Annotated in this window: 18 protein-coding genes and 1 tRNA gene; 8 read left to right on the top strand and 11 right to left on the bottom strand. The window is 56.5% G+C overall.

Annotation, left to right across the window (positions count from 1 at the left end):
• Positions 1-199: 199 nt before the first annotated feature.
• The 6 genes from JFT81_RS25615 to JFT81_RS25590 all read left to right on the top strand — a co-directional run bounded on the left by JFT81_RS25615 (position 200) and on the right by JFT81_RS25590 (position 4,906).
• The gene (locus JFT81_RS25615; RefSeq protein WP_201149401.1) at positions 200-973 is read left to right on the top strand and encodes an ABC transporter ATP-binding protein; all 774 of its coding nucleotides are present in this window, start codon (positions 200-202) and stop codon (positions 971-973) included.
• A gap of 13 nt (positions 974-986) precedes the next feature.
• Positions 987-1,736, top strand: a complete 750-nt coding sequence (locus JFT81_RS25610) for an ABC transporter substrate-binding protein (RefSeq protein ID WP_008080539.1) — start codon at positions 987-989, stop codon at positions 1,734-1,736.
• Positions 1,737-1,814: 78 nt separating this feature from the next.
• Positions 1,815-2,507, top strand: a complete 693-nt coding sequence (locus tag JFT81_RS25605; RefSeq protein ID WP_007909165.1) for an ABC transporter permease — start codon at positions 1,815-1,817, stop codon at positions 2,505-2,507.
• Positions 2,507-3,196: an ABC transporter permease gene (locus JFT81_RS25600; protein WP_007909164.1), complete on the top strand. Its 690-nt coding sequence runs from the start codon at positions 2,507-2,509 to the stop codon at positions 3,194-3,196. The genes JFT81_RS25605 and JFT81_RS25600 overlap by 1 nt, the downstream gene beginning before the upstream one ends.
• On the top strand, positions 3,177-4,412 hold the full coding sequence (locus JFT81_RS25595) for a methyltransferase (protein WP_201229934.1): 1,236 nt from the start codon (positions 3,177-3,179) through the stop codon (positions 4,410-4,412). Before JFT81_RS25600 ends, JFT81_RS25595 begins: the two co-directional genes overlap by 20 nt.
• A 418-nt stretch (positions 4,413-4,830) precedes the next feature.
• Positions 4,831-4,906 (top strand) — tRNA-Thr (locus tag JFT81_RS25590).
• A 73-nt stretch (positions 4,907-4,979) separates the two neighbouring features.
• On the opposite strand, the gene JFT81_RS25585 is transcribed toward JFT81_RS25590, so the two are convergent.
• Both JFT81_RS25585 and JFT81_RS25580 read right to left on the bottom strand, forming a co-directional pair.
• Positions 4,980-5,264, bottom strand: a complete 285-nt coding sequence (locus JFT81_RS25585; protein WP_164979401.1) for a helix-turn-helix domain-containing protein — start codon at positions 5,262-5,264, stop codon at positions 4,980-4,982.
• The gene (locus JFT81_RS25580; protein ID WP_007909143.1) at positions 5,254-5,571 is read right to left on the bottom strand and encodes a hypothetical protein; all 318 of its coding nucleotides are present in this window, start codon (positions 5,569-5,571) and stop codon (positions 5,254-5,256) included. Before JFT81_RS25580 ends, JFT81_RS25585 begins: the two co-directional genes overlap by 11 nt.
• A 470-nt stretch (positions 5,572-6,041) precedes the next feature.
• Here JFT81_RS25580 and JFT81_RS25575 point away from each other — a divergent pair, with 470 nt between their 5' ends.
• Positions 6,042-6,323, top strand: coding sequence for a DUF3077 domain-containing protein (locus tag JFT81_RS25575; RefSeq protein WP_201229932.1), 282 nt, complete (start codon positions 6,042-6,044; stop codon positions 6,321-6,323).
• 44 nt (positions 6,324-6,367) lie between these two features.
• On the opposite strand, the gene JFT81_RS25570 is transcribed toward JFT81_RS25575, so the two are convergent.
• From JFT81_RS25570 to JFT81_RS25560, 3 genes are all read right to left on the bottom strand, one after another.
• The gene (locus JFT81_RS25570) at positions 6,368-7,033 is read right to left on the bottom strand and encodes an RES family NAD+ phosphorylase (RefSeq protein WP_242485666.1); all 666 of its coding nucleotides are present in this window, start codon (positions 7,031-7,033) and stop codon (positions 6,368-6,370) included.
• An 11-nt stretch (positions 7,034-7,044) separates the two neighbouring features.
• Positions 7,045-7,452, bottom strand: a complete 408-nt coding sequence (locus JFT81_RS25565; RefSeq protein ID WP_201229928.1) for an MbcA/ParS/Xre antitoxin family protein — start codon at positions 7,450-7,452, stop codon at positions 7,045-7,047.
• Positions 7,453-7,707: 255 nt separating this feature from the next.
• Positions 7,708-8,271, bottom strand: coding sequence for a PBECR2 nuclease fold domain-containing protein (locus tag JFT81_RS25560; RefSeq protein ID WP_201229926.1), 564 nt, complete (start codon positions 8,269-8,271; stop codon positions 7,708-7,710).
• Positions 8,272-8,716: 445 nt separating this feature from the next.
• On the opposite strand from JFT81_RS25560, the gene JFT81_RS25555 reads away from it, so the two are divergent.
• Positions 8,717-9,643, top strand: a complete 927-nt coding sequence (locus tag JFT81_RS25555; protein ID WP_201229924.1) for a LysR family transcriptional regulator — start codon at positions 8,717-8,719, stop codon at positions 9,641-9,643.
• Here JFT81_RS25555 and JFT81_RS25550 read toward each other — a convergent pair.
• The 6 genes from JFT81_RS25550 to JFT81_RS25525 form a co-directional block, all read right to left on the bottom strand.
• Positions 9,560-9,877: an AzlD domain-containing protein gene (locus tag JFT81_RS25550; protein WP_115076201.1), complete on the bottom strand. Its 318-nt coding sequence runs from the start codon at positions 9,875-9,877 to the stop codon at positions 9,560-9,562. The two genes, JFT81_RS25555 and JFT81_RS25550, sit on opposite strands and share 84 nt — an antisense overlap.
• The gene (locus JFT81_RS25545; RefSeq protein WP_201229922.1) at positions 9,856-10,572 is read right to left on the bottom strand and encodes an AzlC family ABC transporter permease; all 717 of its coding nucleotides are present in this window, start codon (positions 10,570-10,572) and stop codon (positions 9,856-9,858) included. The genes JFT81_RS25550 and JFT81_RS25545 overlap by 22 nt, the downstream gene beginning before the upstream one ends.
• Positions 10,569-10,946, bottom strand: a complete 378-nt coding sequence (locus tag JFT81_RS25540) for a GNAT family N-acetyltransferase (protein WP_201230646.1) — start codon at positions 10,944-10,946, stop codon at positions 10,569-10,571. The genes JFT81_RS25545 and JFT81_RS25540 overlap by 4 nt, the downstream gene beginning before the upstream one ends.
• A gap of 79 nt (positions 10,947-11,025) precedes the next feature.
• The gene (locus JFT81_RS25535) at positions 11,026-11,772 is read right to left on the bottom strand and encodes a 2OG-Fe dioxygenase family protein (protein WP_201229920.1); all 747 of its coding nucleotides are present in this window, start codon (positions 11,770-11,772) and stop codon (positions 11,026-11,028) included.
• Positions 11,773-12,003: 231 nt separating this feature from the next.
• Positions 12,004-13,308: an OprD family porin gene (locus tag JFT81_RS25530; RefSeq protein ID WP_201147337.1), complete on the bottom strand. Its 1,305-nt coding sequence runs from the start codon at positions 13,306-13,308 to the stop codon at positions 12,004-12,006.
• A gap of 296 nt (positions 13,309-13,604) precedes the next feature.
• A complete protein-coding gene (locus JFT81_RS25525) occupies positions 13,605-14,273 on the bottom strand; it encodes a DsbA family protein (RefSeq protein WP_201230645.1) in 669 nt (222 codons plus the stop codon).
• Positions 14,274-14,413: the final 140 nt, after the last annotated feature.

Raw genomic sequence — 14,413 nt, 5'->3', positions numbered from 1 at the left:
ACCCACGGGTTTGCACGATCAAACACCCGTTCGGTTGTTGATGGGGCGACAGTCTGCTGTGCCGATGCGACAACCTGCCACACGCCACCCGTTAACCGCTCGCAGCGCTGTTGGCTGCCATTGAAACGCTATGCTAGCTTGGCCGCCTCGCCAGGACGGCCATCCAACAGCTGGAGCGCAACATATATGAGGAACGCACATGGCTGAGGCCACGCCCGCGCTTGAAATCCGCAACTTGCACAAACGCTACGGGAAGCTTGAGGTGCTCAAAGGCATCTCGCTGACCGCCCGCGACGGCGATGTGATCTCGATCCTCGGTTCCTCCGGTTCCGGCAAGTCCACGTTCCTGCGTTGCATCAACCTGCTGGAAAACCCGCACCAGGGCCAGATTCTGGTGGCCGGTGAAGAACTCAAGCTCAAGCCCGCCAAGAATGGCGAACTGGTTGCCGCCGACGGCAAACAGATCAATCGCATGCGCTCCGAGATTGGTTTTGTGTTTCAAAACTTTAATCTGTGGCCGCACATGAGCATCCTCGACAACATCATCGAGGCGCCGCGTCGCGTACTAGGTCAGAGCAAAGCCGAGGCCATCGAAGTCGCCGAGGCGCTGCTGGCCAAGGTCGGCATCGCTGACAAGCGCCACGCGTACCCGGCGCAATTGTCCGGTGGTCAGCAACAGCGCGCGGCGATTGCCCGCACGCTGGCGATGCAACCGAAGGTGATTCTGTTCGACGAGCCCACCTCCGCGCTTGACCCGGAAATGGTTCAGGAAGTACTTAGTGTCATCCGCGCACTGGCCGAAGAAGGCCGCACCATGCTGCTCGTGACCCACGAAATGGGTTTCGCCCGTCAGGTCTCCAGCGAAGTGGTGTTCCTTCATCAGGGCCTTATAGAAGAGCAAGGATCGCCTCAGCAGGTGTTCGAGAACCCGCTTTCGGCGCGCTGCAAACAATTCATGTCCAGCAACCGCTAACGGAGCAACATGCATGCAGAATTTTAAAAAGGTCTTCCTGGCCGCCGCCGTCACCCTCGCGTTCAGCGCCGGTGCCATGGCCGAGACCCTGAAGATGGGCATCGAAGCGGCTTACCCGCCGTTCAACAACAAAGACGCCAGCGGCAACGTGGTCGGCTTCGACAAAGACATCGGCGACGCCCTCTGCGCGAAGATGAAAGTCGAGTGCACCGTGGTCACATCCGACTGGGACGGCATCATTCCGGCCCTGAACGCGAAGAAATTCGACTTCCTGATCTCCTCGCTGTCGATCACCGACGAGCGCAAAGGCGCGGTGGACTTCACCGACCCGTACTACTCGAACAAGCTGCAATTCATCGCACCGAAGAATGTCGACTTCAAAACCGACAAGGACTCGCTCAAGGGCAAGACCATCGGTACTCAGCGTGCGACCCTGGCCGGTACCTGGCTGGAAGACACCTACGCCGATGACATCAAAGTCAGCCTCTACGACACCCAGGAAAACGCCTACCTCGACCTGACTTCCGGTCGTGTCGACGCGATCCTCGCCGACAAGTACGCCAACTATGACTGGCTGAAAAGCGACGCGGGCAAGAACTACGAGTTCAAAGGCGACCCGGTTGTAGAAAGCGACAAGATCGGCATCGCTGTGCGTAAAGGCGACCCACTGCGTGAGAAGCTGAACGCCGCCCTGAAGGAAATCGTCGCTGACGGTACCTACAAGAAGATCAACGACAAGTACTTCCCGTTCAGCATCTACTGATCCTGACCTGTGGGACTGGCGCCGTGATTGAGCGGCGCCGGCTCCCGACTTTGCCTGCCGCAATTTGAACAGAACTCCATGATTATCGACCTCTACGGATTCGGCCCGGCCCTCGCTGCCGGCGCGCTGATGACCGTCCAACTGGCCCTCACGGCCCTGTGCCTGGGATTGGTGCTCGGTCTGCTCGGCGCCTTGGCCAAGACTTCCCCGTACAAGCCGCTGCAATGGCTTGGCGGCACTTATTCCACATTGGTGCGCGGCGTCCCGGAATTGCTCTGGGTGCTGTTGATCTACTTCGGTACGGTCAACCTGATGCGCGCCCTCGGTGAGTTCTTCGGCAACCCCGACCTGCAACTCAACGCCTTTGCTGCCGGTGTAATTGCACTGGGCCTGTGCTTCGGCGCCTACGCCACGGAAGTGTTCCGTGGTGCGATCCTCGCCATTCCCAAAGGCCACCGTGAGGCCGGTCAGGCCCTGGGCCTGTCGAAATGGCGGATCTTCACCCGGCTGATCATGCCGCAGATGTGGCGCATCGCCCTGCCCGGCCTGGGCAATCTGTTCATGATCTTGATGAAGGACACCGCACTGGTCTCGGTGATTGGCCTTGAAGAAATCATGCGTCACGCGCAAATCGGCGTGACCGTGTCGAAACAACCGTTCACCTTCTATATGGTCGCCGCGATCATGTACCTGGGCCTGACCGTGCTGGCGATGACCGGCATGCACTTCCTGGAAAAACGCGCCGCTCGCGGCTTTGCGAGGAGCGCTTAATGAACTGGGAAGTCATCATCAAGTGGCTGCCGAAACTGGCGCAGGGCGCGACCCTGACCCTCGAATTGGTCGCCATCGCCGTGATTGCCGGTCTGCTACTGGCAATTCCGCTGGGCATCGCCCGCTCGTCGAAGCTGTGGTACGTGCGCTCGCTGCCTTACGCCTACATATTCTTTTTCCGTGGCACGCCGTTGCTGGTTCAACTGTTCCTGGTTTATTACGGCCTGGCGCAGTTCGACGCGGTGCGTGAAAGCGCGTTGTGGCCGTACCTGCGCGATCCGTTCTGGTGCGCCACCGTAACCATGACCCTGCACACGGCGGCGTACATCGCCGAAATTCTGCGCGGTGCGATTCAGGCGATTCCACCGGGCGAAATTGAAGCGGCGCGAGCCTTGGGCATGTCCAAGCCGAAAGCGATGTTCTACATCATCCTGCCGCGTGCCGCGCGCATCGGCCTGCCGGCCTACAGCAACGAAGTGATCCTGATGCTCAAGGCCAGTGCGCTAGCCAGCACCGTGACCTTGCTGGAACTGACCGGCATGGCGCGCACGATCATTGCGCGCACCTATCTGCCGGTGGAAATCTTCTTCGCTGCGGGTGTTTTCTATCTGCTGATGGCTTACGTGCTGGTACGCGGCTTCAAGCTGCTGGAGCGCTGGCTGCGCGTCGATGCCTGCCAAGGGCGCTGACATTTCCCACGTGCTAACGGGCGAGGACTTACTCGCCCGCTTCACGGCGCTGGATGCTTTTTTGATTGAACATCAGGCGCTGTGGAAACCTCGACCCTTCACTCACCTTTCGCTTGATTGGGAAGCGTCCTACCCGGAACTGGCCTTGTGGCTACGCGGAAGGTCGCTGGAAGAGGCGGAAAACGCTCACAACCAACCCGCTGATCTTGTCGATGCGCCGGAGCCGTTTGCTTCATTGGCGGCGTTGTCGGCTGAGCTGAGCGCGGTGGGTGAGTTGCCGGGGCATGCGCTGGAAGCTGCGGGGCATCGGTTGAATGTCGATGTACCGGGGCGCAAGTGGCAGCAGATCGAGGCGTTTGCCAGTCGTTTGGCTTTTGCCTCGCAGCCGACGCATTGGCTGGATTGGTGTTCGGGCAAGGGGCATTTGGGGCGGCGCTTGTTGGGCGCGGGGCAGCAACTGACTTGCGTTGAATATGATCCCTTGTTGGTAGCGAGCGGTCAGGCGTTGAGTCAGCGTCATCATCTGCACGCACTGCATGTAGAACAGGACGTGCTGGCGGCGGATGCCTCAGCCGTTTTGAGCGCTGCTCACACGCCCGTCGCCCTGCATGCTTGTGGCGACTTGCACATGCGCTTGATGCAACTGGCCTGCGCCGCCGATTGCCAGCAAATGGCGATCGCACCCTGCTGCTACAACCGCATCAGTCGCAGCGAGTATCAGCCACTGTCCTGCGCCGCATCGGCATCGCTCCTACAGCTGTCGCTGGAAGATCTGGCACTGCCGATGAGTGAAACCGTCACCGCTGGTGCTCGCGTCCGACGACAGCGCGACACCTCGATGGCCCGCCGCCTGGCCTTCGACCTGCTGCAACGGCAAATGCGCGGCCTCGACGAATACCTGCCAACGCCCTCCCTGCCCAGCGCCTGGCTTGAAAAACCGTTCGCCGATTTTTGTCGCGATCTGGCTGCGCTCAAAGAGTTATCCACAATCGGTGAGCCAGATTGGCCCGCACTCGAAGCAGCCGGTTGGCAACGATTGGCCGAAGTTCGCAATCTGGAATTGCTCCGAGGATTGTTCCGACGACCATTGGAGCTTTGGCTGAACCTGGATCGGGCACTTTTCCTCGAAAAACAGGGTTACGCCGTCCGTCTCGGCACTTTTTGCGACACCTCGCTCACACCGCGTAATTTACTGCTGCTGGCCGAACGCACTTAAACTCTACAGCCTGTGGATAACTCTGTTGATGGTTTTCCCATGGATCCAATATCGGCGCCTGTTTCGCGACCCTAACAGCGCTGGTCATTTTTTGTTCATATAAATAAAAAACCTGTAAAACAGGGATTTGCGAACAAAATGAGAACACGTCCACAAAATCTGGCCTAAGTGCGCTTTTGGCCCAGCCAGTTGTGCATAAGCTGCCAATGAAAACGACATAACGGCTGGATTTTTTGTGTTTATGGGCAACAAAAGGCGTAAAGAAACCTGACTGTAGAGGGTTCGCCAAAGGTCGCTTTCGCCCCGTGAAATATGGAGCCATCCGCTGCTCTCGAGCCCAAACTAGCGCCCACTTAAAAATAGTCTGAATTCAGGGGTTTACAGGATCTTCCCAATCGCTATAATCGTCGCCCACAACGCCGGTATAGCTCAGTTGGTAGAGCAACTGACTTGTAATCAGTAGGTCCCGGGTTCGACTCCTGGTGCCGGCACCATACAAAACAAAGCCCCTGCAGAAATGCAGGGGCTTTGTTGTTTCTGAGTAAGCCAAAAAGCCACAAACGGGGATCAGGCAGGGTACAAATCCCGCAACGCCTCAGGATGCTGACTTGCGACCCGCAAGAGAGTCTGCGCTGCACCCGTCGGCTGCCGGCGACCCTGCTCCCAATCCTGCAAAGTGCGCAGACTCACACCGATAAGTTTGGCAAACGCACTTTGTGAAACGCCCACCTTGGCACGCGCTTCTGCTGCCGCAGAAAGCGGCACCTGCGTTACGCGCGCGGCCTTTCCGGCCTTCATCTGACGTACAGATTCCAGCAAGTCCTGCTGGAATTGCTCCAGTTCATCGACCATCGCTGATTTCCTCCTTCAGTTGCTTAAGGAAGGCTACGGGCAAGTTGTCGAGCTTTGCCTTGGTGTAGGCAATGAGCAACCAAATCGAGCCTTCAGAAAGCGTGTTGTAATAAATGACACGTGTACCGCCTCGCTTACCCATGCCGGTGCGAGTCCACCGCACCTTGCGCAAACCTCCACTGCCAGGCACGACATCACCAGCCAGAGGGTTTGCAGCAAGCCAATTTATGAATTCATGGCGTTCACCATCGACCCATATAGCGTCTGCATAGCGCTTGAACATTTCCGTTTCGATGATTGTATACATGAATCGCACTATACGGCTACGCCGTATAAACAAACCATAAACGCTTATTGCTACAGATCGACGAAATGCATGGCGCGAAGCCGTATGAAATCTGTTGTAACGAGAAGCCACTACTTGCCACCGTTGCTCATCTCCCTGTCCCAAAGCTACCGTCAAATCCGTCGCTGCCAATTCAGCGACCGGGCCTGAGAACCCGCGTAAGATGCAGGCGCACCAGCGCCCCAAACCACTATTGCCGGCGCTTTTTTTGTGTCCGCATTCACGTGTAATGGCGGCTGTGCGTGGGAGACCTCCAGGTCTGCCGGGTTCCTGTATCTCCGGTTTCTCAGCCTGCGCATGGCTGCCACCCTTTCGCCTGAGAACGAATTGGCAGCTCTCATTTGATACAGGGAGTTAACAAATGAAAGCCATTGATCCGTCAGCAAAAAAGGTCACTTCAGCCCATCCATCTCGAACAGAGGTGAAACGAAATGACCAACTCTCAAGATCTGAAAACCCTCGGCCTCACCCACTTTTCCTTCCACTCCAATCAAGCGATGTTCCGCACCAACCGTGGTGTACCGGTAATCGCCGCCCTTGCCCATGCCTCACACTTGCTTCACATTTCACGCCTGCTCACTGCGGACACTTCAGTCTCTCGCGACCCTGACCTTCATGCTTATGCCTCGCAGTATCTGCAGGAGTTAAGCAAGGCGTTGATCGATGATGTCGTGAAAGTGATGGATGCGCCGCCGGACAAGCCGTTGATGTAAATGAGCCACATGAAGCCCCCGTTGATGCGAGGGCTTTTGGCGTTTCAGACCTGACTGATCTCAAACACAAACGAAATCTTCTGCTGACTCGCACTCCACACATACCGCAAATGCTTGCCCTGTTTAGGAATCGATACCGCCGGCGGGCGGAACGCGGCGACACATTCATGGCCCGGCAGGCGAACGCTGTTGTAGAGCATTCCCCACGATTCGGTTTCGCGCAGTTGTCGGGCGAATAGCTGAGACGGCCCGTAAGCCTCAGGATCTGGATCATGCAGCTCTGGGTGATCGTGGCGAATGTCATGTAACGGTTTAACCACCCGATTGACGTAAGTCCGCATGGTCAACTCAAGATCCGCCTCATTGGTGGCGGCGAGAAAACGCTCCTGGTGATAACAGGTCTCGGCGATAGCGGCGGCTTGGCTGCTCGCGGCGTAATAAACGCCGAAGGTGCCGTCGCAGAAGCGACTGCGTTTGCCGATGTGGGTAAACGCAGCCATCACCGGGGTCGAGCCGGGGCCGGAGAGTCGATCTTCGGGTCGCACTCGGGCGAGTACGCCAGCCTGTTCGATGAGGCGATCATTGGTCAGTGCTTCAATCGCGTAGGCAATTTCCAGGTCTTCGGGATCGAGCACGTCTTCGAACAGCGCAATCGGCGGGAAGCTGCTGTTGACGATCCGGTAGGCTCGCGGCCATGCCACATCTACCAACTCTGGCACCTTCAACCGCGCACCCCATCGAGGTAACGGCGCACATCGGCGATGTCGATCACTCTCCCCGCCAGCATGTAATCCAACGCAGTTTGCCCGTTGAACGGCGCCGCTGTGTTCGGACTGCTGACCCACGTGTAGGCGCGTTCACGGCTGTTGCTGAAGATAATGCTCAGCGCCTTGTGAATACCCATCAGATAAGAGATGCGCTCAAGGGTATCGTTAGGCAGACGTACGTTCGGCAGGTGTTTGTATTTGTAGAACGTTGTGTTGCCGACGCCACCGAGCAAGGTGCGTTGCTGCTCGGCGCTGCAGCCCCAGCGCTCCATGAGGTTGAAGAAGAACTTCAGCGCAACGCGGCCGGCTTCGGGGGCTTCGAGTTGCTCGCGTGGAGTGAGGGCTGGAGGTGAAGTAGGCATCAGATCGCTACCAACTCGTTAAGTGATACATCAAGATTAGTACACATATGAACCAAGTAAATAAAATGCTTCATATGCGGATACCTACATCTATTTTTACGTTTGACTTGCCAATACACCTGACAGAGAATCGGCCCCAAGAGCGCGAAACCGACTGCCTTCAGGTGGCAATAGTCGGCGTTAGGAACCCCGTTGATGACCTGAATATCAGCGCCCGGGTGAGACCTCTTCTCCCCTGCTTGAGGGAGCACAATATCAAGCGCTTACTTCAGAAAAAGCAGCCTCTTCAGGCTGCTTTTTTTGTTTGGCGCTTTGGAGACGCTGATACACCAGCATCCCGTGGCGATGCTTATTCAAGGCTTTCTTGTCGCAGTTCATGAAATTCCAGAGAGCGTGCCCATGGTCAGCGTGGATCACCACAAGCATCTGATATTTCGTGTTGTACGCACCGATGAATGCCAGTCGTATCGAACCGTCATCGTAGGAAATCTGCCAGATTTCCAACGGATTCTGAATGGTATCCAAGGCAAACTCGGTGAATCGCTCTCGCGCATTGGGCCTTTTTTCCACGATATGTAATAGATATTCGCGTCTGACCGTGACTGCAACGTAAGGCGTTTGTATCACGGAGTAACTCTTGCCCTCCGACAACCCAAACCCCAACGCAACCTGCTCCCAAGCCAGCTCCAAACTTGTCGCACCAGGAATTTCTCGAGCATTCGAATTCAATAACCTCACTTCGATATCGCGTATGTCCGGTAAGCCAAGGGCTCTCCAATTGGTTTGATTGGGAGTAGCGCGTTTTCCTGGCAAATTCATTGATACCCACCCAGTCGCGCCTTGGCTAGGCGGAAATATCCTTAACGCCATTGGATTCGGCCTTAACAAAATCCTCGAAGTAACAAGTCCATATTTCGCTGGTTTATGGCGGAGAGGTAAATCAGCCACATCCTCGTTTGCAATCGGACGCTTCTGGTATCGGGAAGGATTGCTGCCGAACGAAGGTGGGAAAAATCTCCACAGCGCTTAGATCCCAAACGAAAAAAGTGCCCGGATCCTTCGATCCGGGCACTTTTTGACCCCCATCACCCCCTCCCCCCAAAAACCCCGATCCTGTGTCAGCCTCCAGCCATCGGCAGGGACATCAATTCGCTACTAAACCCGCGACAACTATGCTCAGGTACAGGAATATAGCCAGCATATGGCCGCCGTACCGGCAGTCTCGTAAACAACAATACCCAGCCCACTTTAGAGGGCATTACCCATGGATAGCAGAACCTTACGCAACCTCATGCGCATCGTGCAGACCGGCTCTTTGTCGGCCGCAGCCGAGCATTCGTGCCTGACTGTGCAGGCGCTGGCCGCGCAGTTGAACAAGGTCGAAGAGCAGTTCGGTTTCCGCTTGTTTCGTCGTTCCAACAAAGGGCTGACGCTGACGCCGCAAGGCAGCGAGCTGACGCCGTATATGGACAAAGTGCTGATTGCCACGCGACAGATGGAAGAAAAGGTCGAGGCGCTGAAGGTGCCAGGCCAGCGTACGTTGAAGGTTGCGTTGAACAACACGTTGTCGACAGATTTCAACCGGCGAATGATCGGGCGCCTGATCGAGGTGTTTCCCGATTATCAGATGGAATTCAGTTATGCCGAGTCGATGGAAAACCTCAGCAAGCTGAAGAACGAGGACTTTGACCTTGCGGTGCTGATCGGCCCGCAACGGCCGGGGTTGCCGAGCATTGTTTTGCCGGAGGTGCAGGTGCAGGTCGTCGGCGCGCATTGCGGTCAGGAGAACGATCCTCTCACGTTGCTGGGCAACAAGTTTCAGGTGCGTCCTGCGGAAGATTGTCCGTATTCCCACAGCTTTTTGCGTTTTCTCGACGCTGGGTTGGGCAATCACGAGAACGGCCAGCGCATGGTCTACTCGTGCAGCGAAACCCTGACGCTGTCGTTGATCACGCAAATGGACGCCGTCGGCATGGTTTCTCGCGAGGCCGCGCAAAAGAACGGCCTGACGATTTTCCCAGGTTTCGAGGATTTCCTCGAAGTGCGCCTGGCGGTGAACAATCCGGAGTTGTCGAACCAGGCTTTGAGCGATGTCGTCGATTTGCCGCTACATGAACGAGCCGAGCGCAATGTACGCAGCCGTCCCAACCGCCACACTGAGAAAGAGGTTTTTGCTGAAATACGCACATAACAACGTCGGAATCGCGGCATAGAATTCCGGGCGATCGAGCTGTATGTGCTGATCCTTGATCAACAAGGGAGTCAGGCTGATCGCAGCGACGATCGCCACCGGCAAGTATTCCAGCGCCCGCGCAACGAACGGCGGCCAGTGCTCGGTATTCACTTGCAGTGGCAAGGCGCGTGGCAGGAAGGTCACGGCCATCATTAGCACGACCACCAGAATCAGGAACGTTTGGTCAGGCATACACCCACTCCGCAACCCACAAACGTGGCGATAAACACATTGAACGGCGAGCTGCCGATCAGGCTCAGTGCGCCCATGCAAACCACCGCTGCCGCCGCAGCAATCAGCTTGTTACGGGTGTTGCACAGCGACACCAGTACATAAAGCATCATCGCCGTCAGGGCATAGTCGAGCTGATATTTGATCAGGTGCGCGGCGTACTGCGCGCACACTGCGCCGAGCAAACCTCCCAAGACCCACGAGGTGTGGCAGAACAGGTTGAAGCCGATCAAATAGCGCACGTTGACCGGTGCGCCAGTGCCGAGTTTCACGCTGTGGAAAGCGAAGGATTCGTCGGTCAGGCCGCCGGCGTAGCACCAGCGCTCCATGCGACTGAGCCCCAGCGCGCGCAGGGCTTTGGCCATGTACACCGACATCAGCATGTGCCGTGCGTTGATCAGAAACGTGGTCAGCACAATGGTGGTCAACGACGCGCCACTGGAGATCAGCGCCAGCGCGGCGAATTGTGAAGCGCCCGCATAAACAAACAAACACATCGCCACCGGCAGCCACATCGGCAACCCGGCGTTAACGGCCATCAGCCCGAACACGAACGACACCGTGAAATATCCAGCGACCACCGGGCTGGCTTCGGCAAACGTGCGCGATGGCTGATGGGCAGCCATCAGCGGCGCACTGCCGGACGTTTCATTCATAGATCCCTCTCAAATGTCCGTTCGCCATGAGGCTCGCAAAAACCCTGGGCGGTCCAAAAACGCTTGCCCGCGAGGTTAGCATCGTCGACGAACAGAAACATCCGCAACACACCGACGCGCTTCATGTCGGATGACGCGGCTTCAACCAACCGTTGACCGACGCCCTGGCTGCGATAGCGTGAGCTGACCGCCAGATGGTTGATCGTGCCGCGACTGCCGAGCACACCGCCAAGCACCGCACCGACGATTTCGCCGGCGATGTCGAAGGCGAGATAGGCCGTGGTGGTTTTCTGGATCAACACGCCGCGCAGGCATTTGGCGTCCTGCCACTCGCAGAAGGACACTTCGTCGAACTGGCGGAAGAAGCGCTCCATGCGCTGCGCATCCTTGGCCGTGGCGCGTCGCAGCACCACTGGCGTCGAACACTCGACGCCATCGATTGGGGTGATCTGATTAGCGAACAATGTCGAAAGCGGTCCCGGGCCGCGAGAAAGAAATCGCCAGAATCTGCCGGTAAGCCATGGCATGGGTGTGCGTGTTGCGCGCAGGAGTCACGTAATGGCGCATGTCGCGGTCGAGAAAGTAGGTGGTGTCGAGAATCTCTTTATAAGTCGTCGCCGCCAATGGGTGCTCGTGGATGTCGTACAGACGACTCTCCGCGCCCTCGACATTGTTGCGGCCCCAGAAATGCACGCCGCTGAACGGATAGCCGTCGCAGTGAATGCCTTCAGGGGTGATTTCCAGTTGCTTGCCGGGTTTGATCTCGATGCGGATCTGATGGATCTGGCACTGCCAGATTTCATCGTGGAGTTCTTCCGGCAGCACGCTTTTGTAAACTTCGAAATCGGTGTCAATCAGGCTGCGCATCACCGGTGAAGTAATCACTTCATCGGAGAAGTCCTGAAAGTGCCGTACCAGGCCACCAACATACGCATTGTTCTCTTTCGACTGCACGTAGGCGCGATGCTCAAGTTGCTTGAGTTCGCGGGTCTTCGGGTTGTACTCAAAGTCGCTGTAACGACGGTAACGCATGCCGGCTTCGGCCTGACCGTAGTAGCTGTCAGGCTCCATGTTTTCCCAACTTTTGGTCAGTCTGACGAAGTCGGCAAAATGACCGTAGAGATTGAAGTCACCACCCTGGACGTTGACATATTTGTCGCGCCGTAGCGATTCGCCCACTTCTCTGTTCAAAACGATCATTACCAAATTCTCCGCTGCGTTGAGCGGCCTAATCTATTAGGTGGAGAATTTGCGTCCATGAGAAAGAATTTCAGGCATTTAAAGCCCTGTTTGAAACGGCGTTTGAAGCGACTTAAAAACAACTTTTAGATGACAGAAACACGGGTTTATTCCGGTTTAAAGCAAAAAACCGTCGAAAAAAAACCCCGAACCAGTCGGGGCTTTTTCACGTTTCTTAGACCGGATCGGGCATCAGAAGATGTTGATCGGGTAATCCACGAATACACGCACTTCATTGCCGCCAACGTTGTACTCGCTGGATTTCTGCGACACGCGCAGGATCGAGCTGCGCAATTTCACGCTGAGGTCTTTGGCCGGACCACTTTGTACGACGTACTTGAACTGGTTGAAGATTTCGCGCTCGGTGCCACCGCTGCTGGTGGACGTGGTGATGTTGTCGCCACGCACGTAAGCGAAGTTGTAGCTCAGGCCCGGTACGCCGAATGCGCCGAAGTCCAGGCCGTAGCCCAGTTGCCAGCTGCGTTCGTCTTCAGCGTTGAAGTCCGACCAGTAGGAGTTGGCCAGGTAGATGGTATTGCCACCGTCGCCGACACGGTTTTGATCTTTCTGATAGCCGCCGTAGGCGTAGCCCAGGTTGCTGTCGCCGGTGGAACGCTGGTGCGCCACGGTGAACGAGTGCGGGCCAGTGGCGAAGGTGGCTGCCAGGCTCCAGATCTTGTTGTCGTCGCCGGTCACACCGTTTTCGCGGACATAGGAGTTGTCCAGCTTGGTGCGATAACCGTTGAAGTCCAGGGTCAGCGACTGATCCTTGTTGAACGGCAACACGTAGTTGGCGTTCACGTATTGCTTCTTCAATACGTCTTCGACGTCGGAAGCGTACAGCGCGCCCTTGAAGTGTTCAGTGAACTGGTAGCTACCGCCCAACACGTTGATCGACTTCAGACCACCGCTGTCGCGGCCTTCATCGCTCTTGCGCGATTCGGCGGTGAAACGGCCGGCGTTCAGTTCCAGGCCTTTGATCTCTTTGGAAGTGATCAGAGTACCGGTGTAGCTTTCCGGCAGCAGGCGGGAGTTGTCGTAGTTCAGCACCGGCAGTGCCGGCATCTGGTCACCGTAGGTCAGCACGGTGTTGGAGAAGCGGAATTTTACCGCTGCGCCAGCCTTGGCCAGATCGTTGGCGGCATCGCCGTGCTCGCCTGCAACGTTGCCGTTGTCTTGCTTGAAGAAGTCGATACCACCCGCGCCGCTGCGGCCTTTGCCGCCATCCAGACGCAGTGCGTACAGACCGAAAGCATCCACACCGACACCGATGGTGCCTTGGGTGAAGCCCGACGAGAACGTACCGATGGCCGCTTGGCCCCATTCGGCTTTGTCGTCGTTACCATCTTTGTAGTCACGATTGATGTAGGCATTGCGCAGCAGCACTTTGAGGCTGCTGTCTTCTTGAAAACCCTTGGATTCGGCCTGGTCGTTAGCCATGGCCTGTGTGGCGCTCAACATCCCCAGTGCGATCAGACTGATTCGCTTGTTCAACATTTTGTTTTCCTTATTACGGGTTGAAACGCGCTGTGTCGAACGGCTGAAACGGCGCTATTGCACTCTTTTTTCACCCCGAAACAAAAAGACCCGCCCACGACAAAGTCATGGCGGGCCTTCTTATTATTTTGAGTCATGGCGGTTAGCCACAGGCGTTGGGCCGAATCGTAGCCGCGCCCTGAACAATGTGTCAATTTCAAGAATCGTCTTTAAATAGGCGAAAATCGTCTAAGAAACATAAATTTAGCGCTGACTCCTTGCACGCAAATGCCCACTGTCAGTGAATACAGCGCCCGTCACACACATCCGTCAAGGCTACAAAGTGCTGATGATTTGCTTGTCTCATCGATGTTCATCGACTGTTTCAACCAATCGGCAAAGGCCTGCGGCTTGCCCAGCCAGGAACTGATGTCGAGCAGTTGGAACTGTCCGTTGTTTTCCAGAGCGAACGTTGGAAATCCCTGGCCGCCCAATTGAGCCAACAATTGGCGGCTGACTTTTATGTGCGCCTGGCTATCAACGGATTCAAACGCAATGTGGAAGTGTTCTTGTGCATAACCCATCTCCATCGCCAATTCCAACAGCACGGTTGAATCGGCAATTCGCCGGCCTTCGACATAGTGTGCAGTTTGCAACCGTCCCAGCATCTGCAGCCCGCCTCCGTTAATTGACTGCGCTGCCATGACGGCGGCAATCGGTGGCGTCGAATCGAAAACCGCGGAGTGATCACGCAGCAAACCTTCGAAGTACGCCTCGCCAAATGGCTGCCCGGTGTACTCGGCAATTCGGCGGTCGTGGGGCATGACGTAATCGCGCAATTGCGGCGAAACGCTCTGGCGATTGGCGCCGCTCATCATCCCGCCGCCGTGAGCAACGACCGGCAGCACCTGCTGCGCGGCGTGCACCAGCGGTTTGGCGCCATAGCACCAGCCGCACAACGGATCGTAAATGTAGTGAAGGATCATCAGAAAACTCCGGCAGAAAGTGGCAACAATCAATGCCGGCAGACTAGTGCTCGAAGCGTTGCGGAAAAACGCTGAAATGGCTTCCAGTCTGTTTCATGAATCGGGCGAATGCTCCGACGGGTCAAATTGTGTCAAGCCAG

The sequence above is a fragment of the Pseudomonas sp. TH43 genome, assembly GCF_016650635.1.
Taxonomy (GTDB): Bacteria; Pseudomonadota; Gammaproteobacteria; order Pseudomonadales; family Pseudomonadaceae; genus Aquipseudomonas.
This window is presented reverse-complemented; position numbering and strand designations above follow the sequence as displayed.